At 52.0% G+C, this 24,565-nt stretch carries 27 protein-coding genes and 2 tRNA genes; 8 read left to right on the top strand and 21 right to left on the bottom strand.

Going from position 1 to position 24,565, the window contains the following annotated elements; translation table 11 throughout:
* Positions 1-38: 38 nt before the first annotated feature.
* The 4 genes from heR (at position 39) to MTCT_RS04345 (ending at position 2,320) form a co-directional block, all read left to right on the top strand.
* A complete protein-coding gene (heR, locus tag MTCT_RS04330; protein ID WP_048175585.1) occupies positions 39-863 on the top strand; it encodes a heliorhodopsin HeR in 825 nt (274 codons plus the stop codon).
* Positions 864-982: 119 nt separating this feature from the next.
* Positions 983-1,054: transfer RNA gene (locus MTCT_RS04335), tRNA-Gln, on the top strand.
* 68 nt (positions 1,055-1,122) lie between these two features.
* Positions 1,123-1,194, top strand: a tRNA-Gln gene (locus MTCT_RS04340).
* A gap of 25 nt (positions 1,195-1,219) precedes the next feature.
* Positions 1,220-2,320, top strand: coding sequence for an ATP-grasp domain-containing protein (locus MTCT_RS04345; protein WP_048175586.1), 1,101 nt, complete (start codon positions 1,220-1,222; stop codon positions 2,318-2,320).
* Between the two features lie 285 nt (positions 2,321-2,605).
* Here the strand turns inward: MTCT_RS04345 and MTCT_RS09415 are convergent, their stop codons facing one another.
* Together MTCT_RS09415 and MTCT_RS04350 are read right to left on the bottom strand one after the other, a co-directional pair.
* Positions 2,606-2,755: a hypothetical protein gene (locus tag MTCT_RS09415; RefSeq protein ID WP_170130272.1), complete on the bottom strand. Its 150-nt coding sequence runs from the start codon at positions 2,753-2,755 to the stop codon at positions 2,606-2,608.
* A gap of 13 nt (positions 2,756-2,768) precedes the next feature.
* Positions 2,769-3,176 (bottom strand): DUF61 family protein, encoded by a 408-nt coding sequence (locus tag MTCT_RS04350; protein ID WP_048175587.1) that lies wholly within the window; start codon positions 3,174-3,176, stop codon positions 2,769-2,771.
* 63 nt (positions 3,177-3,239) lie between these two features.
* Between MTCT_RS04350 and MTCT_RS04355 the strand changes: the two genes are divergently transcribed.
* Positions 3,240-3,572: a hypothetical protein gene (locus MTCT_RS04355; RefSeq protein WP_048175588.1), complete on the top strand. Its 333-nt coding sequence runs from the start codon at positions 3,240-3,242 to the stop codon at positions 3,570-3,572.
* Positions 3,573-3,583: 11 nt separating this feature from the next.
* Positions 3,584-4,006, top strand: a complete 423-nt coding sequence (locus MTCT_RS04360) for a hypothetical protein (RefSeq protein ID WP_048175589.1) — start codon at positions 3,584-3,586, stop codon at positions 4,004-4,006.
* 146 nt (positions 4,007-4,152) lie between these two features.
* Here MTCT_RS04360 and MTCT_RS04365 read toward each other — a convergent pair whose 3' ends face one another.
* From MTCT_RS04365 to MTCT_RS04435, 15 genes are all read right to left on the bottom strand, one after another.
* Positions 4,153-4,536 carry a DUF22 domain-containing protein gene (locus MTCT_RS04365; protein ID WP_048175590.1) on the bottom strand — a complete coding sequence of 128 codons (384 nt, stop codon included), beginning with the start codon at positions 4,534-4,536 and terminating at the stop codon, positions 4,153-4,155.
* Complete coding sequence (locus tag MTCT_RS04370; protein WP_048175591.1) at positions 4,536-5,177, bottom strand: V-type ATP synthase subunit D; 642 nt, start codon at positions 5,175-5,177, stop codon at positions 4,536-4,538. Before MTCT_RS04370 ends, MTCT_RS04365 begins: the two co-directional genes overlap by 1 nt.
* Positions 5,178-5,212: 35 nt before the next feature.
* Positions 5,213-6,604, bottom strand: coding sequence for an ATP synthase subunit B (locus MTCT_RS04375; RefSeq protein WP_013296141.1), 1,392 nt, complete (start codon positions 6,602-6,604; stop codon positions 5,213-5,215).
* Between the two features lie 2 nt (positions 6,605-6,606).
* Positions 6,607-8,361, bottom strand: coding sequence for an ATP synthase subunit A (locus MTCT_RS04380; RefSeq protein ID WP_048175592.1), 1,755 nt, complete (start codon positions 8,359-8,361; stop codon positions 6,607-6,609).
* Positions 8,358-8,678 (bottom strand): V-type ATP synthase subunit F, encoded by a 321-nt coding sequence (locus MTCT_RS04385; RefSeq protein ID WP_048175593.1) that lies wholly within the window; start codon positions 8,676-8,678, stop codon positions 8,358-8,360. The genes MTCT_RS04380 and MTCT_RS04385 overlap by 4 nt, the downstream gene beginning before the upstream one ends.
* Entirely contained in the window at positions 8,675-9,832 is a 1,158-nt protein-coding gene (locus MTCT_RS04390) for a V-type ATP synthase subunit C (protein ID WP_048175594.1), read from the bottom strand. The genes MTCT_RS04385 and MTCT_RS04390 overlap by 4 nt, the downstream gene beginning before the upstream one ends.
* Positions 9,833-9,847: 15 nt before the next feature.
* Positions 9,848-10,468: a V-type proton ATPase subunit E gene (locus MTCT_RS04395; RefSeq protein ID WP_048175595.1), complete on the bottom strand. Its 621-nt coding sequence runs from the start codon at positions 10,466-10,468 to the stop codon at positions 9,848-9,850.
* A 4-nt stretch (positions 10,469-10,472) separates the two neighbouring features.
* Positions 10,473-10,961: an ATP synthase subunit K gene (locus tag MTCT_RS04400; protein WP_013296144.1), complete on the bottom strand. Its 489-nt coding sequence runs from the start codon at positions 10,959-10,961 to the stop codon at positions 10,473-10,475.
* Between the two features lie 5 nt (positions 10,962-10,966).
* The gene (locus MTCT_RS04405) at positions 10,967-12,934 is read right to left on the bottom strand and encodes a V-type ATP synthase subunit I (protein WP_048175596.1); all 1,968 of its coding nucleotides are present in this window, start codon (positions 12,932-12,934) and stop codon (positions 10,967-10,969) included.
* A 10-nt stretch (positions 12,935-12,944) separates the two neighbouring features.
* Positions 12,945-13,259, bottom strand: coding sequence for an ATP synthase archaeal subunit H (gene ahaH / locus MTCT_RS04410; RefSeq protein ID WP_048175597.1), 315 nt, complete (start codon positions 13,257-13,259; stop codon positions 12,945-12,947).
* 220 nt (positions 13,260-13,479) lie between these two features.
* Positions 13,480-14,322: a citryl-CoA lyase gene (locus tag MTCT_RS04415; protein WP_048175598.1), complete on the bottom strand. Its 843-nt coding sequence runs from the start codon at positions 14,320-14,322 to the stop codon at positions 13,480-13,482.
* Between the two features lie 9 nt (positions 14,323-14,331).
* Positions 14,332-15,174, bottom strand: a complete 843-nt coding sequence (locus MTCT_RS04420) for a fumarate hydratase (RefSeq protein WP_048175599.1) — start codon at positions 15,172-15,174, stop codon at positions 14,332-14,334.
* A 1-nt stretch (position 15,175) separates the two neighbouring features.
* Positions 15,176-16,075, bottom strand: a complete 900-nt coding sequence (locus MTCT_RS04425; RefSeq protein ID WP_048175600.1) for a peptidase — start codon at positions 16,073-16,075, stop codon at positions 15,176-15,178.
* Between the two features lie 103 nt (positions 16,076-16,178).
* Complete coding sequence (locus MTCT_RS04430; protein ID WP_231855257.1) at positions 16,179-17,480, bottom strand: MmgE/PrpD family protein; 1,302 nt, start codon at positions 17,478-17,480, stop codon at positions 16,179-16,181.
* A gap of 41 nt (positions 17,481-17,521) precedes the next feature.
* On the bottom strand, positions 17,522-18,856 hold the full coding sequence (locus MTCT_RS04435; protein WP_048175602.1) for a tRNA(Ile)(2)-agmatinylcytidine synthase: 1,335 nt from the start codon (positions 18,854-18,856) through the stop codon (positions 17,522-17,524).
* A 21-nt stretch (positions 18,857-18,877) separates the two neighbouring features.
* Between MTCT_RS04435 and MTCT_RS04440 the strand changes: the two genes are divergently transcribed.
* Positions 18,878-19,813: a transcriptional regulator gene (locus tag MTCT_RS04440; protein ID WP_048175603.1), complete on the top strand. Its 936-nt coding sequence runs from the start codon at positions 18,878-18,880 to the stop codon at positions 19,811-19,813.
* Positions 19,814-20,005: 192 nt separating this feature from the next.
* On the opposite strand, the gene MTCT_RS04445 is transcribed toward MTCT_RS04440, so the two are convergent.
* Positions 20,006-20,470, bottom strand: coding sequence for a hypothetical protein (locus tag MTCT_RS04445; protein WP_010876599.1), 465 nt, complete (start codon positions 20,468-20,470; stop codon positions 20,006-20,008).
* A gap of 179 nt (positions 20,471-20,649) precedes the next feature.
* Positions 20,650-21,390: a hypothetical protein gene (locus MTCT_RS04450; protein ID WP_048175604.1), complete on the bottom strand. Its 741-nt coding sequence runs from the start codon at positions 21,388-21,390 to the stop codon at positions 20,650-20,652.
* Positions 21,391-21,563: 173 nt separating this feature from the next.
* Between MTCT_RS04450 and serA the strand changes: the two genes are divergently transcribed.
* Positions 21,564-23,132 (top strand): phosphoglycerate dehydrogenase, encoded by a 1,569-nt coding sequence (gene serA, locus MTCT_RS04455; RefSeq protein ID WP_048176615.1) that lies wholly within the window; start codon positions 21,564-21,566, stop codon positions 23,130-23,132.
* A 246-nt stretch (positions 23,133-23,378) separates the two neighbouring features.
* Here the strand turns inward: serA and MTCT_RS04460 are convergent, their stop codons facing one another.
* Together MTCT_RS04460 and MTCT_RS04465 are read right to left on the bottom strand one after the other, a co-directional pair.
* Positions 23,379-23,804: a Mov34/MPN/PAD-1 family protein gene (locus tag MTCT_RS04460; RefSeq protein WP_048175605.1), complete on the bottom strand. Its 426-nt coding sequence runs from the start codon at positions 23,802-23,804 to the stop codon at positions 23,379-23,381.
* A 29-nt stretch (positions 23,805-23,833) separates the two neighbouring features.
* Entirely contained in the window at positions 23,834-24,559 is a 726-nt protein-coding gene (locus MTCT_RS04465) for a tRNA(His) guanylyltransferase Thg1 family protein (RefSeq protein ID WP_048175606.1), read from the bottom strand.
* Positions 24,560-24,565: the final 6 nt, after the last annotated feature.

Consider the following 24,565-nt stretch of genomic DNA (forward strand, 5'->3'; position numbering starts at 1 on the left):
ATAGCTTCACTGACATAACAATAATGTGGGGGTGTTTTATGGACAACATTGAAAGAATTAAAATGATTGAGAAGTCCCCTATAAGTTTTGAGGGGCTGAGGAAGCTGAACATAGCGGCCGGGTCCCTGCACCTGATCCAGGGGCTTCTGATGGTTGCGCTGGGTTACCTGCTCACCTGGGACAGGGACATCTACACGTTCTACCTGAAGTTCAAGATACTCTCACTGAATCCGCCGTCATTCCAGGTCCTTCCCAGCCCTGAGGTGGCATTCACCGTGAGCTACCTCGGGGTGATCCTTGCATCCTTCCTTCTGATATCTGCGGTGGCCCACTTCACAATAGCCTTCCTCAGGAATGAGAGTTACGTTGAGAACCTGAAGAGGGGTATGAACCCCTACCGCTGGTACGAGTATGCTCTCTCAAGTTCAATAATGATAGTGATACTGGCCACCTTCGTGGGGGTCTGGGACCTCTGGTCACTTGTGATGATCTTCGTCCTCAACGCATCGATGATAATGTTCGGCTACCTGATGGAGAAGATCAACCAGTACACCGAGAAGATCGACTGGTCACCCTACCTCCTGGGGTGCATCTCCGGCTTCACCCCATGGGTGGTCATTGCAGCCTACTTCATCGCCGCCCTGGGCTCCGCCGAGACACAGCCACCGGACTTCGTCTACCTCACACTGCTCATCTACTTTGTGATGTTCAACACATTCTCCATCAACATGCTGCTGCAGTACAGGGGTGTCGGTAAATGGAGGGACTACCTCTACGGTGAGAGGGTCTACATCATACTGAGCCTTGTTGCAAAGACCCTGCTGGCCTGGCTGGTGTTCATAGGGGTGTTCTCACCCTTCTAGGTTTTATTTTTTTAAAACTGTTTCTGGAGACATTTTAAGTTCAGCGCCATGAAAACCGCAAAGTATTTATATGGGTTCCATGTAAGTTTATCTTGCCGATATGAGCTCTTTTTAAGCATAGTCCCGTGGGGTAATGGCAATCCTGATGGACTCTGGATCCATCGATAGCGGTTCGACTCCGCTCGGGACTATCCCCCCATAACACCCCCCTTTTATCGAAACCTATTTATGAAGAACATCACCACCTAATAACTGTCATAGTCCCGTGGGGTAGTGGTAATCCTGCTGGGCTTTGGACCCGGCGACAGCGGTTCGACTCCGCTCGGGACTATCAAACCACTGATTCTGTGTTTAAAATGGAGGAACTACTGGTAATAGGCGTCAACACCCGGCCTGTGGCTGAATCAGCCTTCAGATTGGGGTACAGGGTCTACTCTGCAGGATACTACTGCACAGCAGACTTCAAACACTACACCGAAAGAAGGTGCATGCTGACTGAGCGGAGCGGTGAAAGCTGCGGGAGATTCCATGAGAACTTCAGTCAGGAGAAGCTCCTTGAAGCAGCCTCAGATTTCATAGAGAGGGTTGATGGTATAATCCCCCTCACAGGCGCACCCCCTCTCCCAGGGGAGAAGGTCCTCGGTAACTCCCGGGTTGATCACGTGGAGGATAAGTACCGCCTCTACAGGAGGATCAGGAACTCATACCCCACACCCGAGACACACCTCATCAGTGACCCGGCCGAGGCGATGGAGATTGTAGCTGCAGGGGAGAAGAAATACATCGCAAAGCCGGTTTCCGGCGCTGGAGGCTTTGGTGTCACAGATCACCATGAAATGGATGGGGAGTTCATCCTCCAGGAGTACATTGAGGGCGTACCTGTGAGTGCCTCTGTTCTTTCAACCGGAGAGGATGCCATCACGGTTCTGACGAGCAGGCAGATCATAGACAGGGGCGTGCCTGGATTTGAGGGACAGTTCATCTACGCCGGAAACATTACACCCGGGCCCTCAGGGGAGATTGAGGAGCTTGCCAGTGACCTCATACTTGACCTCTCCCTCCGCGGATCCAACGGCGTCGACCTCATCATGAGGGACTCCGAGCTGTACGTTATAGAGGTTAACCCTAGAATACAGGGGACCTTTGAGTGTGCTGAGGCATCCCTGGGGATCAACATGGTGGATGCCCATATCAGGGCGTGCAGGGGTGAGCTCATAGAAAAACCGGAGCCCCGCAGGTATGCTGTCAAGCGGATAATCTATGCCCCGGCCAGGTGCCGTGTGGGTGAGATAAAAACCAGGGGGGTCCATGACCTCCCGCTCCCGGGGGCCATCATTGAGGAGGGTGAACCCCTGGTAACCGTCCTGGCATCCCATAACTCCATGGAGGCCGCTGAGAACCTTGCATCAATCATCTGCTCCAGGGTCAGGAAAGAACTCAATTACCTCAGACGCTGAGAACCTTCAACTCCATGTTAAGAAAGAATCCTACCTTTAAGAAGGCAAAACTGCATATCCTCCGGGGTTAAGAAAAAGTGGATTTAAAGACAGCTCTGGATCAGTAAGCCATGAAATTTGCAGGGCTACTTATACTCCTTGTTTTTCAGTATCCATGTACTCTCCAGTGCCCATTTTTCATTTGATATGATCATCTCAGGGACTGGATCTGGTGTCCCTCATCTTCACCAGCCGGTGCATGGATATCCCTCAGAACATGACATGAATCACCCGGGACAGGGGGCATCAGATTATGCCAAGCAGGAGAAGTATCAGTATTATGGTACCTATCGTTATGAGCACCGTGCTCAGAATCATGCCGCCTGTCATTAAAAGGAAAAGTTTGGCCCTCCTATCAGGGTCCTTAAGGTACTCCTTAAGCGGATCCTTGCTCACTCCATCAACCTCCTTAAAGGTCCCTCACCAGGAACATGTACTGTGTAACCGTTGGAAACCTCGCCCTCAGCACCCTCATCTCGGGTCTGTAGATGTAGATCTCATCACCCTCATCATCCCTATCAAGGACCTCCGAGACCACCCTAACCTCAATATCACCGGCTATCCTTGCACCGGAGGTCTCAGATTCTATCTCAATGTATATGGGGAGCCTCAGCCTCCTTGCCTCATCCTCAGTCAGCATCCCCCTGAGGTCCTCAAGTTCAGCCCATTTGAACCTGTGCCTGGTGCCATCAGCCCCTATGACATGGGGCTTCTCCTCCCTGAGGAGCTCCTCGAGGGTCTTCCTCCTTGAGGGGAGATGACGGTTGAGGTTGAAGATCTCCTTCTTCACCAGCCTGTCTGATCTGTCACCCCTCATCCTATTAGGCTATGTTTTATATCCTATAAAAGATTAATATCTTAACCGAATGGAGGGTGGACCTTGGATATTGATATCGAGCAGTGCAGGGAAAATGATAAGATAAAGGAGATAATAAGCGACAGCGGACTCCCCATAAAGTATATAAAGCTCCTTTTAAGGCTCTCGGACGGGATATACATAAACGGCGTCAACTACAATGTGAGGATAGAAGATGATATGGTCTCAGTCATCCTCATATCCTCCAAGCCTGAGAACAGGACAGGGGTTTTCAGGACAGGGGCCCTCACCAACATATTTTACCGTGTACGTGAAATGGAAAAGGAGCATGAGGAGATAAGGACGGAGACCTGCGTGACGGATAATCTCATAGAGTTAAGGATATATCTCCAGTAGGGGTGATACTGATGGATCCTGAGGAGTATCACAGGATTCTCACTAAACTTGCAGACTTCCAGGATCTTGACACCTCCACTGTAGCCTCCACAAGGAGGTCCCTGGCGGAATTGAAGGATAGAAGGGACCAGCTCCTTGAGATCAGAAAGAACCTGAAGAGGGATATCAGGGGCGTTGAGAGATATTACCTTGAGCGGATGGCCGAGGTAAGGAATGATGTTGAGGAGCTGAGGGATGGCTCATCAAGACTCAGAAGGATCATTTCAGGTAACCCCGCCACTGCCCAGGCCAGGGCCATGAAGCAGCTGAAGAGGAACCGTGAATCACTGGTGAAAACCTACCGGCACCTCCTGGAGTATACAGAGGAACTCATTGATTACATTGAGGAGCTCATGATTGAACTCTATGAAGAAATGAAAGGCTTCCTTGGATAAGGGTATACTTGAGAGAAGGCCTCAGAAACATTGAATACGATGAGAGCCGGTAAAGCAAAGGAGAAACAAACATCGAATACAATGAGATCATCCCAGCTAGCAACAACTCCATGCAGAACCAGCTGCGGGAAATTTAAAAATAAATATTAGTGGGTTAATTCAACTGGTAGAATTATGAGGACACCCAGGAGGTCGTTCCTGCTGATTTTCCCGTCTGCAGCAGCTACGAAGGTTGCATGGTCTGCCTTACGGTCCATGCTTATGGGCAGGGGTGTCTCCTCACCTGCAGCTATCGGATGACCCAGGGGGTTCGTGGCGTAGGCACACATGAAGACTATATGGTTTGCCGGTATACTGACCTCCTTGATCTTAACCGGCTTTGCCTCGCCGGCCCTCACCTCAACGTCCTCGTCTGCAATGATGGCCCTGAGGTTCCCGTAGACCTCACCCATCCTGAAGTCCACGAGTTCCCTCTTGTATTTCTCCTCGGCCTCGCGGACCTGGCCGAGCCTTGTGAGTATCCTAACCATCACTCCATCTCCATGGATTTTTTGATCATCTTCAACCTGACGAAGTTCTCCCTCTCCATCTCCTCGAGCCTCATCTCAATGTACTTGACTGTGTTCTTGAGCCTCGGGATTATGATGTGTTCGAGGGCGTTAACCCTTCGCTTGGTTGATTCTATCTCACCAGCAAGGAGCCTTATGGTCTTCTCGATCTCACCGAGTTCTATTATGAGTGCCAGGGATTCTTCGAACTTCTTTGCTGCCTCGTCGAGTTTCACTGATGTGTCCACAAGGCCGTATCCACGTTCAACCACGGTCCTCTGGGTTGCCCGGGCGTCGACCACCGGTACAACGACACCCATTATACTCCTTGAGTCTATGTCGACCTCCACGGACTCCCTCACTGACATTGCAGCCCTCTCAACTGCAGTGTCACCCATGAGTACCTGGGCCTCTGTGAGGTCAGAGAAGGCCTCCTTGAGGTGCTCCTCCACCTTTTCACGGGAACCCTTAACCCTCTCAAGGATGTTGAAGAACTCCATGATAAGGGCGTTCCTCTTCTCCTTGAGGAGACTGTAACCCTTGACAGCGAGTTTCTCACGCTGCTTGAGTTTCAGGAGCTCCATCCTTGTGGGGTTGATCCCCTCAATCATTTCCTGTGCCATTGGCTAACTCTCCTGAAAAAGGATGTTGGGGGTGGTTACTCGGCACCCGGGAGGTACTTGGGTATGTGCTCCTCGCGGACCCTCTTGAGTTCGGACCTCGGGAGGAGTGACAGCAGTTCCCATCCGAGGTTAAGGGTCTCCTCTATGGAGCGGTCCTCGTCACGTGCCTGGGTGATGAAGCGTTTCTCAAATTCATCAGCGAATTTGAGGAACTTGCGGTCCCTCTCTGTGAGGGCCTCCTCACCCACAACCGCCATGAGGTCCCTGAGGTCACGTCCCTCGGCGTAGGCACTGTATAGCTGGTCTGAGACACCACTGTGGTCCTCACGTGTCCTCCCCTCACCGATACCACCACTCATGAGCCTGGATAGTGAGGGGAGCACATCCACCGGTGGGTATATACCCTTACGGTGGAGGTCACGGCTCAGCACTATCTGGCCCTCGGTGATGTAACCTGTCAGGTCAGGTATCGGGTGTGTGATGTCGTCCTGTGGCATCACAAGTATGGGCATCTGTGTGATTGAGCCCTCCTTACCGACTATACGCCCTGCCCTCTCATAGAGGCTTGCAAGGTCGGTGTACATGTACCCGGGGTAACCCCTTCGTCCGGGGACCTCCTCCCTTGCAGCTGAGATCTCCCTGAGGGCCTCACAGTAGTTTGTGAGGTCGGTGAGTATGACCAGGACGTGCATGTCGTGTTCGAAGGCAAAGTACTCTGCTGTTGTGAGGGCCATCCTCGGGGTGATGATACGCTCAATGGCAGGGTCGTCTGCCAGGTTCATGAAGACCGTAACACGCTCAAGGGCCCCTGTCCTCTCGAAGTCCCTCATGAAGTAGTTTGCCTCTTCGTGGGTGATACCCATGGCCGCGAAGATAACCGCGAATTCACTCTCCTCTGCAAGCACCTTGGCCTGCCTTGCGATCTGGGCTGCCAGTTCGTTGTGTGGAAGCCCTGAACCTGAGAATATAGGCAGCTTCTGACCCCTCACCAGGGTGTTCATCCCGTCAATGGTTGATATACCGGTCTGTATGAACTCGGCAGGGAACTCCCTTGCAGCGGGGTTCATGGGGCTACCGTTGATGTCGAGCTCCTTCTCGGGTATGATCTCAGGACCACCGTCTATGGGTTTACCGGTACCGTCGAATATTCGGCCCATCATGTCCAGGGATACGCCGATCTTCGCTGTTTCACCTGTGAACCTTATCTTTGTTGTCTCCGTGTTGAGGTCACTGGTACCCTCAAAGACCTGTACGACTGCAAGGTCCTCCCTGACTTCCAGTACCTGCCCCCTTCTCTTCTCACCGGTGGGTGTTTCAATCTCCACTATCTCACTGTAGGCAACCCCTTCAACACCCTCAACGATCATTAGAGGACCTGAGACCTCTGTGACGGTGGTGTATTCACGGGTTTTGATGTTAACGTTCATCTTCACACCTCACTACATTCCTTGACGATCCTTTCCTGGATCTCCTTGATCCTTGCAGGGAATTCCTCTTCAGGTATGTACTTCATACGCCCGATATCCTCCTTAACAGGGAGGGATATTATGTCAGCTGCGGGCGCGCCCTTCTCGAGGGCCGCTGTTGCATTCCTGTGGAACATTATGATTGTCCTGAGCATCTCGAACTGCTTTGATGGTGAGCAGTAGGTGTCCACCTCATGGTAGGCGTTCTGCTGGAGGAAGTCCTCCCTTATCATCCTGGTGGTCTCCAGGGTTATCCTCTCCCTGTCTGGAAGTGCGTCTGGTCCAACGAGCTGGACGATCTCCTGGAGCTCTGCCTCCTTCTGGAGGAGGGCCATTGCCTCGTCCCTCACACTCCTCCATTCAGGATCCACGTTGCTGGCCCACCATTCCTGGACACTGTCGATGTAGAGTGAGTAGCTCTGGAGCCAGTCTATGGCAGGGAAGTGACGCTTGTCTGCCAGTGATGCGTCAAGGGCCCAGAACACCTTACATATCCTGAGGGTGTTCTGTGTGACGGGCTCTGAGAGGTCCCCACCTGGTGGTGAAACCGCACCCACAACTGATACTGAGGCTATCTTATCCTCTGATCCAATGGTTGTGACCCTTCCTGCACGCTCATAGAACTGTGCAAGCCTTGATGCGAGGTATGCAGGGTATCCCTCTTCACCTGGCATCTCCTCGAGCCTTCCTGAGATCTCCCTCATTGCCTCGGCCCACCTTGAGGTTGAGTCTGCCATTAGGGCTACGTCGTATCCCATGTCCCTGAAGTACTCGGCTATGGTTATCCCTGTGTACACACAGGCCTCCCTTGCAGCCACAGGCATGTTTGAGGTGTTTGCTATGAGCACGGTCCTGTCCATGAGGGGGTTACCTGTCTTGGGGTCCTCCAGTTCAGGGAATTCCTTGAGGACCTCGGTCATCTCGTTACCCCTCTCACCACATCCAACATAGACGATTATGTCTGCGTCAGCCCACTTTGCGAGCTGCTGCTGGGTAACTGTTTTACCTGAACCGAAGGGTCCTGGTATGGCTGCTGTACCTCCCTTGGCGACTGAGAAGAATGTGTCCTGCGCCCTCTGACCTGTTATGAGGGGGACGTCAGGGTCGAGTTTCTTCTTGTAGGGTCGGCCCTTCCTTACAGGCCACTTCTGCAGCATCTGGATCTTTTCTGTTCCCCTCTCGGTTTCAACCTCGGCTATGTCATCAAGCACGGTGTATTCGCCCTGGGGGGCTATCATTGTGAGTTTACCTTCAACGTTTGGTGGGACCATTATCCTGTGGGTTATTGAGGATGTCTCCTCAACCTCACCGATTATGTCCCCTCCCTTAACCATCTGGCCCTCCCGGGCTGTGGGTTTGAAGGTCCATTTCTTATCCTTTGGGAGGGATGGTACATCCACTCCCCTCTCTATGTAGTCTCCGGTGAGTGCCTTGATGTTCTCGAGGGGTCTCTGGATACCGTCGAAGATTGAACCAAGTATTCCAGGTCCCAGTTCCACTGATAGTGGACCGCCTGTTCTTTCAACGGTCTCTCCAGGCTTTATGCCTGCTGTTTCCTCGTAGACCTGGATTGTTGCTGTGTCACCCTCAAGTTCAATGATCTCTCCTATGAGCTTGTCTTCACCCACCTTAACCATTTCATACATCTGGGATCCTCTCATCCCCTCGGCGATGATAACAGGACCCGCTATTTTTATAATCCTTCCTTCCTGTGTCATTTTACCATCTCAACCCCAATAACTCTTTTAATAAGGTCCCTCAGTGGATCTGTTTCACGTTCTGAGGGGCCTGTCTTGTCTGGTATCTCTATTATCATTGGTAATGCGCTTGAACTTGTGGTTTCCTCTATAAATTCCCTCAGTTCATCACCAATTTTTTCTGTGACGATTATTATGGAGAAGCCATCACCTATAAGTTTCCTTATGGTTTCCTCTGCCTCGTCAGGGGTTTCAACCACGTGGCCTTCCCTGACGCCTCCGAGTCTGAACCCTGTTACGGTGTCCCTGTCACCAACCACTGCAATATTTGAGCTCATGCTAACATCTCCTTAACCATTGCTTCAGGGAATCCTGGCTCCCTCTTGCTCCTTGCTATGACCTTGAGGTTCTTCACCTCAACCTCCTTTCTGCTGAGGAATCCTATCATGGGCCCGACACCGAAGGGCTTCTTGAGTGCGAAGTTCCTCGCCATCCTGTTGAGGTTGTCCTCAAGGACTCGTTCGAATACAGCCACTGAACCCGTTGATGCGTACTCTGAGAGGGCCTCTGATAGCATCTGACCGTATTCTGTACCCTCAAGGCCGCTTATAACTCCACTGACATCCTCTGATTCCATGAGGTCCTTGAGCTTCCATTCCCTGATCTGGTAGCCGTGGGGTACTATGTATGGACTTATGTCATCGTAGCTGAGACCGTCTGCCTTTGCACGGAGTATTATTTTAAGGTTGGATATGTCGACCATGGTCCCGAAGTAGGTGTGGAGTATCTTTGTGTTGTCGTCTGAGGGACTTCCAACTGTCCTTATGAGTCCCTCAAGGAACTTCCTGTCAAGGGCTGCCTCCATTGGGAGAAGCATGCCTGTCTCCTCGTAGTCGGATAGGGCATCCTCCAGTACCTCTGCGTACTCTGTACCCTCAAGGCCTGTTACAACCTCCTGAACACTTGAAGCGTCTGCAAGGCCCTCGATGATCTCGTAGATTTCACCTCCAGGGACAAGGAGGTCCACTGTCTTCCCGGCACTCAGACCCGCGGCCTTTGCTGTTATGAGGCTCTTGATGTTCCTCACATCCCATCTCTTCAGGTTTGCCCTGAAGGGGTCCCTTATGGATGCTGGTGCTATCTGGGATACCATCTCATAGGTCTCTGCGAGCTGACTCTCAAGGGCCTTCTCAACGGGGAACCTGTCAATGTACTTTGCATAGTCAGGGAGTCCCCGGAGGTAGTTCTTGAACTCCTCCATGGACTCTGTCTCAAGGATCTCTGATAGCTGTTTCTCATTTAGGAGGCGTCCTATTCGTGCCCTGACTCTGGCGTTAGGGTATGCGAAGGGGAATAAATCTAATATAGGCCTTATAGTTGCTATTACCACAATAGCACCTATAATGGCTCCTCCGAGGAGGAGTACGCCTATAAAAGATTCTATTGAAGGGAATCCAAGCGCTGTTACAATTGTTGTGATGCTGTCAGCCATCTGTTATCTCCCCTTTTATTCGAAAAGAACCCTGGCCACCTCTGAACGTAGAGCCTTCCTGAAACGGGACATCCTGGCCTCTATTGTGTTGTTAACCTCTATCAGACCATCCTTTGTCCTTACCACTGCTCCTCCAATGGTTCTGATGCTGTCTCCAACCTCCAGGGTTGTTTTTTTACCTGTTTCTGCTTCCACTTCAGCCGCGATTTTGTCGAGTCCGAGGTCAAGGGACCTGTCGTCCTCCTTCATGCTGACAACAAGGTCGCCTCCTCCTATCTCAACGGCGGCCTCCTTTATCATGCCCCTGAGGGCACCGAGGTATTCCTCATTGGAGGTGGATGCCAGGTTTTTAAGTTCCTCTTCAGCCTTTTTGAAGGCCTCCTGTATTACCTCTTCCCTTGCCTCCAGTTCTGCACGCCTTGCATTCATCTTGGCCTCTGAGATTATCTGCTGGTACCTCATATCAGCCTGCTTCCTGGCTGATTCGAGTATGCGTTCACTGGCCATCTGGGCCCTTTTTTCACCTTCCTCTAGTATACCTGCAGCTTCCTCTTCAGCTTCCTGGATTATGGCGTCCGCCTTTGCCTGAGCCTCTGACATTATACTGGAGACAATTTTTTCGGCTCCGGAGCTCATCTAATTAGCCTCCTAGTATTCCGCCGAAGACCATGAGAAGTATGGCGATCAGGAAACCATAGATGGCCTGTGTCTCTGAGAGGGCTGAGAATATAATACCCCTCGCGAACATGTCAGGGTCCTCTACAACTGCACCGACTGATGATGCTGATGTTATACCCTGACCCATACCTGAACCGAGACCTGCGAATCCTATGGCTGCACCTGCACCCACTGCAACAAGTCCTGCTGTAACATCCAGTCCCTTTCCTCCTCCAAGGAGTCCTGAGAACACCAGGAGAAGTATGGCGATCAGGAAACCATAGATGGCCTGTGTTTCAGGGAGGGCTGAGAATATAATACCCCTCGCGAACATGTCGGAGTCCTCTGCAACTGCACCCACACTTCCTGCGGCTGCTATACCCTGACCTAATCCTGATCCAAGACCTGCGAATCCTACTGCAACTCCAGCACCTATTGCTGCTAAAGCAGTTCCTAATGCTATTTCAACCATTCTATTTACCTCCTTATCTTAGTAAAGTTTCTTTCAGCACGAAATGCATTGAATTTGTTTTTTCCACCCATGTAGAACTGGGCGAAGAATTCAACATAGTGTAGACGAAGTGAGTTTATAAAGGCACCAAGGCTCTGGAAGGCGTTGTTGGCGATGTGCCCGAACACGAATATTATGGGGGCTAGTACCACTCCGATGACGGGTATCATCTCATAGCTGAGACCTGTGAGGATGTTCACGGTCATGGCTATACCACCCGTTGAGAGACACAGTGCAAGCAGCCTTGCATATGACAGGAGGGTACCGAGGAACCCGGACACATCCATGAGACCAAAGAGGCCATTGTAATATAGAAGCATTGCAAATGCCAGGATTATCAGTGGAGCCCCAAGGATCATACCCCCAACCAGGTAGAGGATTATACCCAGTTCAAGGATCAGCCAGACTATCTGGGATCCAAGGGCCTCCCTCATGTTCCCGAGCCTTATGTTGTTCCTTGCACCAACTATGAGACCAAAGTTTATGTGGAGAACACCGACCGTTAGTGCCATTATCAGTATGTTCTGGGGGTTCACAAAGGCGTCTATCGCCGGTATAACCGTTGGCAGTGATACGTTGAGGAACCGTGGGAAGAAGTCCCCTATGAACCCGTTGGTGACCATCCCGAGGATGAATGCCCACACACCACAGGACATCATGATGATACCGAAGTTCCTCATGAAGTTGTTGACCTTACCCAGGCCCCTGTAGAGTATGAACCCTATCAGGGCGTCGATTATACCGTAACCTGCATCTGTCAGGCAGAACCCGAAGAAGAATGGGAACACGAAGGCCATGAAAATCGTCGGGTCGATCTCGTTGTACTTGAGTGGTGAGTACATCTCCACGAAGGTCTCGTAGGGCTTTGCAAACCTCGGGTTGTCCAGGAGCACCGGTACCTCCTCAGGGTCCGGTTCCTCCAGGTCCGTCACGCAGTGGCCCTCAGATGACTCCTCAACCACGGCGATGACCCTGTCAGCTTCCTTCAGAGGGACCCATGCCTCCAGCATCACCGTCTTCCTGGTTTCACCGAAGTGGGAGAATACCTCATTCCTCTCCTTCTCTATTTCAAGCTGTTCCCTGAGGACCAGGAGTTCGTCCTCCCATTCAGCGTTTATATCCCTTAATTTTGAGATGATATCCTCCCTTTCCCTGCTGATCTCCTCAAGGCGTGTCTTTGAGGCTGATATGATCTCTGATGGTCTGCCACGGAGTTCGCTGATCTCAAATCTCTCGAATTCCATCCTCCTGAGGACTGAAGCTATGCTGTCCGCATGTTTCTTCAGTGTTACGATGATCAGAACACGTTCATCCCTGGTCTCTCCCTCTCTGTCTGATATTATCAGTTCTTCTGTGATCTCTGCAAGTTTCTCCCTGAGTTCAGGGAGGTTCTCGGCTGTTATCCTTCCTGCGATTCCTGTTATGTACTCTGAATCATGGAGATCGGAAAAATCAATATCAAAATCCTTCAGTTTCTCTGCAACAGACAGGCTTGATTCAACAGTGGACTTTTCTGAATCAAGCTCATTCAATTTTTCCTCCATAACCCTGGTCTCTGACTCGACCCTTCTCAGGGTCTCCTCAGCCCTTTCGATGAGGGATTCTGTGTCCAGTTCCTCAACCTCCCTCTTCTCGAATATGGGGGGGTTGATGAACTCCCTTATGGTATCCCTGAGACCCTTCTCCTCGGCTGCGACTGAGCCCAGGAAGTCCAGGATACCGCTGGTTTTCATGAGGAGCGATGACACCCTTCCTGTGTATGGTGTTGCCCTTGATGGTTTCAGTATCTGGCGCCACTCTGCATCCTGCTGGATGCGCTCTGAGATATCATCGATCTGGGTTACACCCTCCTCATGCAAGGAACGAACCACCGAATCCGAGTACTGATCCAGGGTTATGATCTTAAGTTTTCGCATCCTTGCCGGTAGAAACATGTCACTCACACTACAAGATACTTTTCACAATAAGACTGGCAGCCTCCGGGACCTTCCCCATTGCCGCTGATTTCATTGTCTCCACTTCACGTTTTGCCTTCCCTGAGATTTCAATGGCTTCCTTCCTGGCTCTTTCCTCTGCCTCCGCTATGATCTCATCGCCCTTCTCACTGGCATCTCGCTCTGCCTTTTCAAGGAGCTCTGCGGATCTGTTCCTGGCTTCGTCGAGTAACTGGGATGATTTTTCTCTGGCCTCCTGTATTAACCTGTCAGCATCATTCTCAGCCTTCTTTATGGTAGTGATAGCTTCAGATATCGTTGTCATATGAATCACCCTATTAATGCAAAGGTCTATTTCGCGGTATATTTATCTTTTACTATTTTATTCAAAAGTTTATGATATTCAACTAATCCCATTCAGTTAACCAAGCCTTTTAAATCCCTCCTGATGTTAATTGAGTCATTTTATGAAATTTAATTTGAATTAAGACAATATTTAAGTCTTTAAGGTGATCGGCAATCATATTGATGTTGATGAGTGAATTCTACTCGGGCATGGGCTCCAGGTCGGCTCCAGCCGAAAGGTCTCTCTCCTCTTCGCCGTCGTAGTGTATTTCTTCGATTTCGAAGAATTTTCTGAAGGCTGGTTCCCTGACCTTTTCCTCGTATACGTGGGATATGAGTCCTGGGAGGCGTCCTATCATGAATACTCCTGCTCCGGTCCTCCAGTCGAATCCCATGTCTGATAGTATGCCAGCGTTGGCCCCGTCAACGTTCATCCGGACTCCCTTGCGTTCCAGGAGTATCTCCTGGACCTCCAGTGCAAGGCTGGTGTGGGGTCCCACGCAGCCATAATCCTCTGCAAGTTCCAGTAACCGGACAGCCCGGGGGTCCGCGTTATGGTACCGGTGCCCGAACCCCGGAACCCTCCTGTTGGCCTGGAGGTGATCATCAACCAGCCTCACCGCAGCATCAGGGATCTCATCCTCAGAATCACAGGATGAAACCGTCTCCTGGAAAAGCTTCATGGAACGCTCAATGGCACCAGCATGATTCTTACCAAAGGCCAGAAGACCCCCCGCAATACAGGCATGAACCGGGGAACCAGCCGAAGCAATCATACGGGCAGCCTGAGTACTCGGAGGGGTGACACCATGATCACAGAAGGACACCAGGACAGCCTCAAGCATACGGGCAACATTCTGAGGGGGCAGCTCACCCCTGATCAGAAGATAAACCATCTCAGAAAAGGAAACACCACCAATAAGATCCTCCTGAGAATAACCCCTCGTAACAATACGGTTAGGCTCAACACGCGTAATGGAGGTCCTCCACCTGGGGGAACCCGACCTGAATACCTGCTCAAGTGATTCCTTTCCTATAGCCATTCATTCACCTCAGAGATCTATTGTTGCCCTTCTGGGTTCCACACAGCATGCCAGCCTCATTGAGACTATCCTCACACCGCTGGCCCTCTGGGGTCCCACCTTAACCAGGGCCCCCAGGGCGGTAGTGGATCCCCCAAGACCAAGGGGCCCCGTCCCTGTACTGTTAAGGGATTCTGTGATGTAATCTTCAATCCAGGACTGTTCATCAAGACTTCCTGTTGCCATGGCCCTGAGCATGAGGCCAGTGGCCTCAAAATGAGTTCTCCCGACACCTATAACCGGTATGCATGGTGTGCACCCCAGCATCGGGACCTCTGTTTTCATCCATGTTATAACTTCCTCAAATACTTTTCTATAACTGTGCCTGTGGAATACCCTCCTTGTCCTGGCCCTTATCTCAGGGCCTCCTCCCAGCATGAGGACGTGGATCCTAACCCCCTCACCGGGTGCTGAATCCACCAGGAAGGGTGCCGGTGGAAGTTTCGCCGGGTCACTGTACAGTCCCCTGCTCTGCTCTATCCTCTCCACCTCATCACCCCTCACAGCCATTGGACGACCCGGAAGTTCCCTGAGGCCATCCTCAACACCCCTCTTCAGATGGTTGAAGAATCCTGGAGGTAGAGTGGCGTCCTCACCCACCTCCACTATCAGGTGGGGTATCCCTGTATCATCGCAGAGGGGTCTTCCCTCCCTCTCTGCTATGCGGGCGTTTTCAATTAGAAGTTCAAGTATCCATGCGGATCTCTCATCCTCCTCCACCTCAAGGGCCCTCTCGTAGGCCCCGAGGACGTCGGGGGAGTAGGTTGTGGATGCACGGATGATGGCATCCCTGACCCTCCCGGCGATATCCAACCTATCCTCCCCCCACGGGTACAGCCAGGTCACCGCCCTCAGATAGGATGGCCTCAGGGTAGTAGCGCTCTATCATGTCCCTCACAAGGACCACCTGCCTTATCCTCTCACGGGCCTGGGCCTCGGTGGTCTCCCAGCCATGATGTCCTGCCACAGAGCCCCCCGTCTTGAGGTAGACCGGCGCTGCGTACCTTATGATATCCGGGACCTCGTAGTGCCTTATGAATCCACCTGAGGACTTCGGGTTCTCTGTGTGAACATCAATTGAGATGTCGATGGCCTCCCTGAGTGATGCCAGCATCGGTATCTGGAGGTCCCTCACCGGGTTAAGGGAGTCCGCACCAATATCCTGGAGCAGGCGTGCTGAGGCAGGATTCCCGTGGCCGCAGTGAGCTGAGACCTTAAGGTGGAGGTCGGCTGGAAGTTCACCATCCCCCCGCATCCTTCCAAGGACCCAGAGGAGGCCCTCGTCATAGACCACTATACCCCTGACGCCGAGTTCGGCTGCCCTCTTAACGTCCTCAACTGCGTAGACAAGGTTATCATATCCCCTGAGCCTGTAGCCTATCCTTGCACCCTCGGGGGTCCTTGCAGAGGCGCTGGTATCATAGGTGGCCCTTGGTCCCACGCTCAGGAAGAGTTCAATGCCTGCCTCACGGGACATCCCTGCCATCTCCTCAATCTCGGTGTCTGTGAGGAGCATTATGCCACGGGTCTGTGTCACCCTGTGGACCCTGACATCCTGCTGCTCCATTGCATCTATGAGGGCTGCCATGGCAGCGGGCCTCTGTATGCCCGGAACCTCAAATCTGTACTGTCCACCATCACTGAATCTCTTCTCTGATTCGCCCCTGGGGGCCCCTATTCCAATCTTATCAAGGTATCTGCGGGTTTCTTCCAATTTTTCACCTCCAGTTTAACTTTACGCTTGCGGGATTTCCGGTCGATCAGTTCCAGCATCACCGGGCAGATCCCACCATCACATCACAATTCCACGCAACGGATCACCTGCCAGACAGCTCCAGCATCACCTCAGCAACAGGTTCCTGATCCGCCTCTTTTATGACCTCAAGCCTCTCTGTTTCATATCCAGGGTTCAGTTCCCTGAACTTCTCAACAATATCATCCCAGGTGTAGGGTTCCTCGGGTTCACCCCGGGGGAGCTCCCTGTAGGCTGTAAGGACCTCACCGTTTCTGAGCCTCACCGTCACCCTTGAAGGTCTCATGTTCCGGAGCTCCTCCATATCAGGGTCCACCTCAATCCTTATCCGGGAGGCCATCTCTGGGGAAAATCCACCCTCAAGGTCTTCAACCCTCAGCTCTCCCCCCTCAAGCAGTATGCCCAGTGAGACCGGGAGGCTCTGCCGCACAGCCTCCACGGTAGCCGGGGAGTAGCTGTCATGCTCTGCTGCGATCCTGTAGGTTGAGACTATGACCTCCTCTATCTCCGATGCCCTGAAATCATTCTCCCTGATTATCTCGGCTGCAGCATCCAGGGTGGAGTGGAGGTGCCTGCAGACAGGGTACCTCTTGAGGTAAACGTTCCTTATATGGAAAGCTCCGACTTCGGGTGCTTCACCCCCGTAGCCATCTGAACGGCACATTGCACGCAGGAATCCCTCATCTCCCTCGATCACTGATTCTGCGCCTGTGAATCCATGGAAAGCGAGCCTGGCGGATATCAGTCCAGACTGGGCTGCCCTGCCCGCGTGGAGGTGCTTTGCCATTGTCCCGGCATGGTCAGATTCCAGGAGCCCTGCTGCCTGGGTGCCTGCAATCCCCAGGGCATTGACGACGGCATCCACATCGGAACAGATGATCCTTGAGGCTGCCGCTGCAGCTCCGAATGTTCCGCAGGTTCCTGTCGTATGGAATCCAAGCTCCCTGTGTCCTGGATTGGCGAGGATGCCCATGAAGATTGCTGCCTCGTATCCGGCGACCATGGCTGTTATGAAGTCCCTGAAGGTGGCCCCGGTTGCCTCGGCAGCTGCAAGGGCTGCCGGGATCACACATGAACCAGGGTGCATCTGGGCCCCCCGGTGTCCATCGTCAAGGTCAAGGTTATGGGCGAATATGCCGTTGAGGAGGGCTGCCCTTTCGGTGTCGCCCCTGCCATGGCCGATGATGGTGGCCCCGCCTGAGCCCTTACCCATGGCCCCCAGTGCCATCAGCCCGCTCATCTCAGAGGAGCCCCTCAGTGCAACTCCAAGGAAGTCCAGGAAGCATAGTCTGGCCATTTCAGTGGCATCTGGGGGTATGTCACTGTATGAGAGTGATGATACAAACTCCGCAAGTCTTCTGGTCATCATTGATCCTACTATGTTGCCTTTAAATATAACAGTGATTGTTATAAATCTTCCCATTTTTTATTAAGGGGGTCTGATTGCCGGGTGCTGCTGCTCTCAGTGGCTTCGGAGGGTGGGGAGCTGATTCCCATCCTCACGAGCTGCTTTGAGAGGTGCCTTCTGGCACAGGTTGGCACCTCATAGTATCCCTCACCAACTGACCTTTCAAGGGCCCTCCTGACCTTCCTGGAGCTTCTAAGCCTCCTTCCACATGATGGGCACTTGAAGCCCTTGTTCCTCCCGGCAGACTTCATGCGCTTACCGCAGGTGCAGATGGGGTTTTCCTCAACGTAAAGCTCTGCAAGCCTTTCGAGGTGGATCTTCTCGATGTTCATGGTCCCCTGAGCACCAATACCCCCGTAGACCGTGAGCACATCTCCTGGTATGAGTTCAAGGATGATCTTCCTGAAGTCCTTCGTGGGCTCGTAGGCTCCACATTCAATCTGGCCGGAGTCATCACCGAGGGTGAAGAACACATGGCCCCCCTCGATCACCCTCGGACCGTCGATAACCTCACCCCGCACCCTGTAGCATCCGAAGGCCTCCATATCTGCGATCCTCCCGGCATCCTGTATGTGCTGGTCGGTGTGCTGGTTGGTCTCAAAGATGCAGTACCTTTCAACCTCCTCGTCAACACGGACCATCTCCATCGCCCTCAGGAGGACCTCCGGGGACTCTCCCCTTACACCGTAGAGTATGGGGCAGGGTGTGTGGGGTTCTATTGCAATGTAGTCTCCATCGATGTTATCAAAGGTTTCAGAACCGGTTGCATCATCCATCCTTGCAACCGACTCAGGGTCGATACGCCTGGGCTTACCATAGTTCTCAGGGACCCTGTAGGTCAGGAGTTCATAGGTGGAGTCATCCAGGGGGCATCCAATGGCTGCAAGGGCCCCTATGATACCCCTCCCCTTCTTGAAACCGTGAACCTCTGCACCGACCCTCTCTGCGAGCCTCCGGGCGTCCTCTATCCTGAGTATCCTCCTTATGGCTGACAGGGCAAATTCCCTCATCTCCTCTGTGATCTCGCCGGTGTAGAAGACAACACCCGGGTTGGTCCTCTCACTATCAAGCTCGGCAAGTTCCGCCACCCCTTCAAGGACAATCCCCTTTACGGTGTTAAGGTCCTCCCTGGACTCTGCCAGCACAGTGAAGGTGACCGCACCGTTGCCACGGGTCTTGTGGGGTGCGAAGGGGTTGAGCCTTATCAGCCGGGGATGGTCCTCAAGGGAGAAACCGCAACTTTTAAGTTCCTGGATTATGACACATGATATATAGGTGGTGCACATCCCATCAGGGGAATCTGTATCATCTATACCAACATGAAGCCTGTACATTACATTCACCTGGTGATCTAATTGGATAAATCCATTAAAAGGGAGCAAGTATTAAGGGAGATACATGAACTTCTTGCCAGCAATGGGTTTGAGACATCACACATATATGAGCGGAGCTGCTTTGACCTCATGGCAAGAAGGAAACTATTACTTCTCTTACTTAAGGTCCTTGTAAACATTGATGGTATAAATAGTTTGCAGGCCCATGAGATAAGAACCCTTGCACATACCTTCCTTGCCTCACCAATTATTGTAGGTGTGAGGTCAAAGACCGAACCCCTTAAGGAGGATGTTGTCTATGAGAGGCACGGTATCCCTGCAGTGGCCCCTGAGACCTTCAGGAACATGGTGGCTGATGGTGAGTACCCTGAGATAATCGCTGACAGGGGCGGCTACTATGTCCATATAGACGGTAAAACCCTCAGGGAGGTCCGTGAGGAGTACAACCTCTCACTTAAGGACCTGGCTGACCTCGCCCATGTCTCCAGGAAGACCATCTACAAGTATGAGAATGGACTTGCAAGGGCCTCGGCCGAGACAGCCATGATCCTGGAGGAGATACTTAACATCAGGATAACCCTCTCCATTGACATATTCGGTGCACCAGAGAGGGATGAAATTGAGATAAAACCATCAGGTAGACTTGCTGATATCGGTTTTGGCATGATAGAAACCCACAAAACCCCCTTTGATGCTGTGGCAAAGGAGATCAAGTTTGATAATACGGTGATAACCAACCTTGAGAAGGAGAGGGATTCAAGGACCCTGCGGAGGATGGCCGTCCCGCTCAAGGATCTTTCCCTTGTAAGTGGCTCCGAGTCAGTATTCATAATCGATAATCCAAGGATAAATGAAAACATTGAGGGAATCCCCGTCATCAAGAGCTGGGAAATCGGTGAAATGGAGAGCAGCAGGGAGTTCCTCAAGGTCATAGCCGAGAGGAAAACCTGCAGTTAGTGTATGAGGGTATCCCCTTTGTTCTTAGGTGAACACGGCACAAGCTGCGCAGGAGGACATCTATTTTTTCAATCCCATCCCTCTGGCCGGGCATGCTGTGAAAGACCTCTTAATATCAGTCATCTGGGCTTTCAATAGAACACCCCCCTTCAATCTCTCTCAAAGGGCAACCACAAAAGAGGATTGGAGGGGTCAGTAATAGTCCCAGACAGTAACCTCCCAGTCCTCAATCTCATAGGCGTATACAGATATGCAGTAGTATCCCGGACCCCCTGAAACCTCTATCATTTTCTTCTTCCTTGTCGGTGACTCTGTTGGACCCCATTCAGCGGTGGCCGATGCCAGGGTCTGGCCATCCCTGAGGACATCCACTGTCACCGTGTTCACATCGTAATTGATTATCGGTGCAGCCGACATCACCACCTTGAACTTGTTTCCCCTGATATCAACGCACCTGTAATCAGATCCAGAGCCTGTGAAGCTCATAACCCTGTGCCAGGATGGACCCTGAGGGCTTCCGGTCACCCCCTCGTCACCCTCAATGGTGACATCATAGTGGTCTGCAGTGGACCTTTTCAGGAAAACACCGGAGAGGAACCCCAGAGATCCTATGAGAACAAAACATACCACGATAAGTACCTTTGTTGTATTATCCAAGATTTACACCTCCCGAGATTCATATGGAAAAACCTCTGTGATGTAGCAACCTGAAAGCTGTGGACGGATTAAATCAGCTCCCGGTGCCCGGCAGTTTCCGGAATCTGACCTCTTAGTGCAGACACAAACTGTTTCATCACCTCCAGTGTAGCTCTAACTCCAGAATCATGGAGAATCCATCACCTCCCGAAGAGTTCGCTGAACGTCTCCCTTGCCTCGGATACCGATGCAACACCAACGGCAACCATGTCCACATAGTCAAGGCCCCCTATGAATTCAAATGCCTCCGCTGGCGGTATTATCCCCGCTGCAAGGACCTTCTCTGCGACCACCGTCTTCCCGAGTTCACTGAGGAGCCTTCCGAGTTCCTTCCGCTCATCCTCAAGGAAAACAGAAAAATCTGTCATGTACCCAAGTCTGTTGACGGGGATCATGTAGAGTTCGAAGTTATCAACACCCTCCTCAATCAGCCTGAGGGTTGTCTCCCGTGGCATGGTTGTTGCAAGGCCCCTGAGCATCCCCTCAATACCATCCAGAATCTCAGCAACCTCAGAGGCTTCAAGAAGATCTGTGTAGTGTTCATCAAGGAGCACCGCAGCGGACCCAAGGTCTGAGAGGGTCTGGAGGTCCTCCTCAAGGTGTTCATGCCTCAGGGTACCCATGAGGGTGAGTTCACAGCCGGCATCCCTCGCCATCTCAAGGGCCTCAAGGACCTGCTTCTCTGGTATGACCTGGAAACCCCTCACACCCAGATCATATGATTCAACAATCACCTCAGCGATGGCCCCTGGCCGGTTTTTGAGGTCCATCTCATAGAGCCTTGACCTGTGCCCGAAGTAGGTCGCTGCTGTGAAGGGTGCGCTCCCCAGGAATGCTGCCGGCAGTTCCACGCCATTAACGGTGACTGATCCACTGAACATGATAATCCATCCTCCCTCTAATGGGATATTGCAGCGGGCACCTGCATGGGATGCACACTGAACCCCGGTACCGGCTGATCCCACCAATAATTATAATATACACTACCTCTATAGATTCTTCTATCATTCTATAAAATCTTCATTGTGATAAGTGTGGTGAAATTATGTCCAGGATGAAAGTGCTTATTGCTGATTCCATCAATGAAAAGGGAATATCAGAACTCGAAGAGGTGGCTGAGGTTGTGGTCAACACCACCATAACCCCTGAGGAGCTCCTTGATGCCATAAAGGACTTTGATGCCATCGTTGTAAGGAGCAGGACAAAGGTTACGCGTGAGGTCATAGAGGCGGCGCCCCGCCTCAAGATAATAGCAAGGGCCGGTGTGGGTGTTGACAACGTTGATGTTAAGGCTGCCACCGAACAGGGTATAATGGTGATAAACGCCCCTGAGTCCACATCCATAACGGTTGCAGAACACTCAATCGGCCTCATGCTCGCACTTGCAAGGAAGATTGCAATCGCAGACAGGTCCGTGAAGGAGGGTAAATGGGAGAAGAACCGGTTCATGGGTATCGAGCTCAACGGCAAGACCCTGGGTATAATCGGTATGGGCCGCATAGGCTCACAGGTCGTTGTGAGGACAAAGGCCTTCGGCATGGACATAATGGTCTACGACCCCTACATAAGCAAGGAGGCTGCCGAGGAGATGGGTGTGACCGTCACAGACCTTGAAACCCTCCTGAGGGAATCAGACATAGTGACCATACACGTCCCCCTCACACCCGAGACAAGGCACCTCATCTCAGATGATGAATTCAAATTGATGAAGGACACAGCCTTCATAGTGAACTGTGCCCGTGGCGGTATAATCGATGAGGACGCCCTCTACAGGGCCCTTAATGATGGTGAAATAGCCGGCGCAGCCCTTGACGTCTTTGAGGAGGAGCCTCCTGAGGGCAGCCCGCTCCTTGAACTTGAAAATGTGGTCCTGACACCACACATAGGAGCCTCCACCTCTGAGGCCCAGAGGGACGCCGCCATCATAGTTGCAAATGAGATAAAAACGGTTTTCCAGGGCGGTGCACCGAGGAACGTCCTCAACATGCCGGTGATGGACTCAGAGACCTACAAGTCCCTCAAACCATACATTGAACTGGCAGAGAAGATGGGGGCCATCATCGCACAGGCACTCCCGGGTAACATAGAGAAACTTGATGTCACATACTGCGGTGAACTGGCAGAGATGCAGTTCGACATCCTCACAAGGACCATGCTCCAGGCCATACTCAACCCCATCCTCACAGAACCAGTTAACCTCATAAATGCGCCCTCAATTGCAAAGAAGAGGGGTATAATGGTTACAGAGGCCCGCCGGTCTGAGTCAGATGGTTACAGGTCAATCATAATCGCCACTGCAGAATCAGACAGGGGCGGGTTCAGTGTGGAGGCAACACACATCAAGGAGCCTACCATAATCGGGATCAACGGTTACAGGGTCGATGTGAAACCTGAGGGTACCATGATAATAGCACGCTACAGGGACCTCCCGGGTACCATCGGCGCCATAGGAACAAAGCTCGGCCAGCACGGTATAAACATTGCAACCATGCAGGTCGGCAGGAAGGAGATCGGCGGTGAGGCTGTGATGGTCCTCAAGGTCGATCAGAGTGTCCCGGCAGAGGTCATCGAGGAGGTTAAGAAGCTGGACAACGTGGATGATGCGGTTGCAATAGAGATCTAACCCCAGTATCCCTGAGATCCAGCCATTACCTTTTTTTCTTATAAAACGTTTATTCCTCAGAAGATTCCATTTCATGTTTCCTTTTCTTATAAAACCCTTATCCGCCTAATCTAATTTCATGTTTCCCCTGAGACGGACACACATGTGGCTCCCGGGCTCTGCACCATCCAATCCAGTTTATTATTCAGCTACAGACATCAGGGAACAACCTCAAAATCAACAATTCAGCTACAGACATCCAGCCAATCAGGGAACAACCTCAAAATCCACGGGATCCCCGTTCCTTGTGTATGCCGCCACGGTCTCCATGGTGTAGGGGTGGGCTATTATAAGGTGGAACAGCCCATTCTTTGAAAAGAAGTGGAGATCTGCAGCTGATGGGAGGTTCACAGGCCCTGGGTGGGAGTGAACCGACCCGACTGCACCGGTAAAGGGTGGAAGCATGAGCACATCCATGACAGCCCCCTCATCTGATGTCTCTGATGGTAGAAATATCAGACCGGTCACATGGAGCACCTCACCCTCCTGCCTTCCCTCAAGTAGGGCTGCGAATTCATGGGGATGGGACCTTCTGGCTATCTCAAGGACCTCATCCATGACCTCAAAGTCAACAACAACACGCCTGACCGGTTTAAAACCGGCTAAAGCAAATATCTTCTCAATTAAACCCATAGGATACACTCAGATATTATTTTTACCTGCTATCTCATGAGGCCCTCAAAGAATTCATCTGTGAAGAGGGGGAGTTCAAGGTCAACCTTCACCCTCATCCTCACAGCAGATACCTCCTCATCCCTGAGGGGGTTGTATCCCCTCACCCTGTGGGGTACGCGGTAGACCCCCACGCCCCTCCTCTGCCAGACAGGGACCCGTGATATGTTCACACCCCTCTCAAAGAGAAGGTCGTGGAGGGAATCCGACTTTAATCCCCTGAGCCTCTCAGCGGCCCTTCTGGCCCCAACCTCCCGCCGGAGGGTCCAGTAGGCGTAGCTGTTGAGGCAGTTCCTCCAGGACTCATCCTGCCTTGACCTAAAGTACTCAGGGACAATGTCTGAGGAGATGGGTATCACCCGGCAGTCAAATGAAACCGGCTTAACCGGTGAAAAACCTGCCTCCAGTGCACCCCTGGTGAAGGAGGATGATGCGAACCCGGAGAATACAGAGTCAAGCTTCTCAACCCTCCCGGCAAATGGTACAGAGTCAAGTAGCACGTTTATCTCATCAGAGAATGTGTATATGAGGGAGGGGCTGAATTCCTCCATGAGGTCCAGGCATGTCCTGATCATGAGGTCCCTGAAGGCCTCATCGTAGGGCCTATCAAAGTCAAGGGACTCTGTGAGCCTGTGGAATCCCCTGCCATCAAGTCTCAGTATCATCCTGGATGATGGTGGTGCCCTGAGCTTTGAGTAGACCTCGTGTTCACGCATAGAATG

Origin of the sequence: Methanothermobacter sp. CaT2 (assembly GCF_000828575.1) — an archaeon.
In the GTDB taxonomy this organism is placed as follows: Archaea; Methanobacteriota; Methanobacteria; order Methanobacteriales; family Methanothermobacteraceae; genus Methanothermobacter.